The sequence below is a fragment of the Xenorhabdus santafensis genome (assembly GCF_033949405.1).
Classification (GTDB): domain Bacteria; phylum Pseudomonadota; class Gammaproteobacteria; order Enterobacterales; family Enterobacteriaceae; genus Xenorhabdus; species Xenorhabdus santafensis.
In genome coordinates this window covers 1-3015 of the sequence record NZ_VCDN01000171.1, presented here as the reverse complement: position 1 = coordinate 3015, position 3015 = coordinate 1, and the positions used below count along the sequence as shown (strand labels likewise).

Annotated in this window: 4 protein-coding genes; 2 read left to right on the top strand and 2 right to left on the bottom strand. The window is 37.6% G+C overall.

The annotated features are described in order from the left end of the window. The coding region (locus FE392_RS19645; RefSeq protein WP_439153520.1) for a gp53-like domain-containing protein at positions 1 to 1117 on the top strand (1117 nt) is incomplete at its 5' end. A 2-nt stretch (positions 1118 to 1119) separates the two neighbouring features. Then, positions 1120 to 1542, top strand: a complete 423-nt coding sequence (locus FE392_RS19640) for a tail fiber assembly protein (RefSeq protein WP_319931821.1) — start codon at positions 1120 to 1122, stop codon at positions 1540 to 1542. 26 nt (positions 1543 to 1568) lie between these two features. Here FE392_RS19640 and FE392_RS19635 read toward each other — a convergent pair whose 3' ends face one another. Together FE392_RS19635 and FE392_RS19630 are read right to left on the bottom strand one after the other, a co-directional pair. Further along, positions 1569 to 1994, bottom strand: coding sequence for a tail fiber assembly protein (locus FE392_RS19635; RefSeq protein WP_319931820.1), 426 nt, complete (start codon positions 1992 to 1994; stop codon positions 1569 to 1571). 5 nt (positions 1995 to 1999) lie between these two features. Continuing rightward, the coding region (locus FE392_RS19630) for a phage tail fiber protein (protein WP_439153519.1) at positions 2000 to 3015 on the bottom strand (1016 nt) is incomplete at its 5' end.

Below are 3015 nucleotides of genomic sequence, written 5' to 3'. Positions count from 1 at the left end.
AAACCTCGGTTTGGTGGAAACCAAGGAATTGGCTAAGAATTCTGTATCGGCCAGTGGTGGTCAATACACAGGGAAATTTTCATTTGGGCAAATAGAAACTATACCAACAGAGCAAAATAAAACGTCGTTAGTATCCTCAGCAGAGTTTCCTGACAAAGGAAGGCCAGCATATGAGCTCGTATCATACAGTCAGTACGATTGGTATGCCAATTCAATTCAAACTGGTGCCGTTCGTGGAGGTAGTGTAGATCTTTTTAGTTACGGGATTAATATTAATAATAAACGTGTACTGGATTTATCTCCTAATGGGACATTAGAAGTTTCTAAGATCGCTTTAAAAGATTATTCAAATTTTGATTCTCATTATAAGGAAACTATCAACCAGGCAAAAAATGCTTATCCTATAACAGGCGGAAGATTAAATGGTGCATTAATAGCTTCAGGCGCAATTATATCTCAGGGAGATGAAAGACAACATTTTTCATTTAGAGATGAAGATGGTAGACCACGTGCTTATATATATAAAGATAAGGGCGGTGATGGAGTACGTATCAACAATGGTGATGATGGCGGAGGAGATTGGATTTTATCTAAAGATGGAGGCCTATATTGTCCTGGTGCAATAAATTCTTATTTTAGGAATACCATTCAACATAGTGGATATGGGAGTGTTAAATTTTTACATCAGAATACTAAAGATTATATATTGCTAGAAACAGCTCAAGACGGGAAAAGCATCTATTTTGTTCAACGTAATAAAGATGAAAATAATCAGTGGGTACTACATTTTCCTCAAAAGGATGGGACTGTTGCAACAATTGATGATATTACTGCAAATAAAAATACTGCTCAAAAAGAACCTAATGGATGGTGGAAGTGTGGTGATACTGGAATGATTATTCAATGGGGTATCACAAACGGTTCTTCGGGTACAAAAGATGTTGCTCTACCGATAACTTTTCCATTAACAGGTGCTATAGCAGTAGGGACGGTTGCTAAGGCACTACATTTTGGGGACGATGACGTGTCCTCTTCTGTCAGTTTGGTTAATAATAGTACAATAAGAGTCACGATAGACTATAGTTTGCCCACAGCTTGGATTGCGATAGGATATTAATCATGTATGTATATAGTGCAATAAAAAATTCTTTTTTCCCAAAAGTATTAATGCAAAATTATATTAACTCTGGGAACTGGCCTGATGATGGTATTGAAGTTGATGAAGATATTTTTAGTGAGTTTGCTGGAAATATACCTCCCGAAGGAAAGATTCGTGTTGCCGGTGAGGATGGGTTACCTCGGTGGGCAGATGTTGCCCCTCCAACTAAAGAAGAAATACAATATCAAGCTGAAGTAAAAAAGAAAAAATTAATGGTAAAAACTCAAAATAAGATAGCTCCACTTCAAGATGCTATTGATTTAAGAATAGCTACAGAAGAAGAAGAGTTGGCTTACAATGAATTGCGTAAATATAGAGTAATGCTAAATAGAGTTGATTGTAAAACTGCTCCAAATATCCAATGGCCAGAACAACCTAAATAAAAAAAGGGGCATCATGCCCCTAATCTTTATTTTGGCTTTTTAGGCCAATTAATATTTTGTACATCAGAACAGTCTAGACGGGTTAATTCTATGCTATATAACTCCCAACTATCTAATTTATGGATTTCATCTTTTGTTGCCATGTTTCTTCTGACAATTCGCTCTAATCTCATAATTTGTATATCGGCATCATTAAGCAAGGATGATTTTTTCCGTTCAGCTTGATTTTGTAGCTCTTCTATAGTTGGTTGCGGAATATCACCCCATGTAGGTAAACCATCATGACCCGCAACACGTATTTTTCCTTCTGGGGGAATATTGCCAGCAAACTCAATAAAAATATTTTCATCAACTTCGATTGCATCATCAGGAAATGAACCGGCATCAAGATAATCTTGCTTCATGGATATTGGATAAAATCCATTACTTTTAGCACTATAATAATAATTCATATCTGTTAATATCCTATAGCAAACCAGTGAAATATAGTTTTGTATTGAAAATCATGATCATTCTCTGGAACATCACTAGCCAATTTGAATTGTTGATTATTAATAATCCATCCGTGTACACCAAGCATTTGCCCCCCCCAACTTTTTTTATCAAGATGCCCCATAGCCGATAAATGAACGCATTGATTAGGGAAATGTGTTGTAAACGAGTATGTTTTCATATCGTTATCGTTTAACCCTTGTACAGCTCCCCACTGATATATGATTCCTGTATCATTGCATTTCCACCAACCATTGGGCGCTTTTTGGGCTGTATTTTTTTTGGCTGCAGCGCTATTATTAACTAATTCAACTACAGCATCCCATAACCATTTATTTCCCCAACGACTTCCCCAGATATTCCCATCTGTAGCTATTCTTGTTCCAGCACCACCAATAAGTAAATTGCCATTAATTTTTGTGTCATGACCTAATAAAACTTTCCCTGTTTCCATATTTATAGAGAACGGTCGGAAGTTATTCCATGAACCTTTTTGATCTCCCTTATTCGTCTGTAGAATGTAAAAATCGCGCCCATCCAGACGTAAAAAAACACCATAGTCACCGGCCTCAATTCGGTAATTATCCATGACTGTTGATGAGATTGAACCAGTTACATGTCCCCCGCTGCGTTGCAATGCACCTTCAGCTTTGGATACAGTTCCCGTTAAGCCTAAGTTTGCCCGTGCTTGCTCTGCTGTTTTAGCACCAGTTCCTCCCGCTTCTATAGCAACCAAGCCCTTTTTGATGTTACCTGAGCTGTCAACAGAAAATTTGATATCGCCGGATGGTTCATTTTTCAATGCTAACCACCCGCCATCCCCAATCTCAAGGCTGGCTGACTTATTTGGGGTATTGACAATACTGACCTTCAATTTCTCAGTATATAAATCGCGTCTAGCAAATGAATCTGTGGCTGATTTTTGACTCATTACTTTATTGATTGCGGTTCCGGTTCGCTGTTCTACAAAACCGAGGTTTT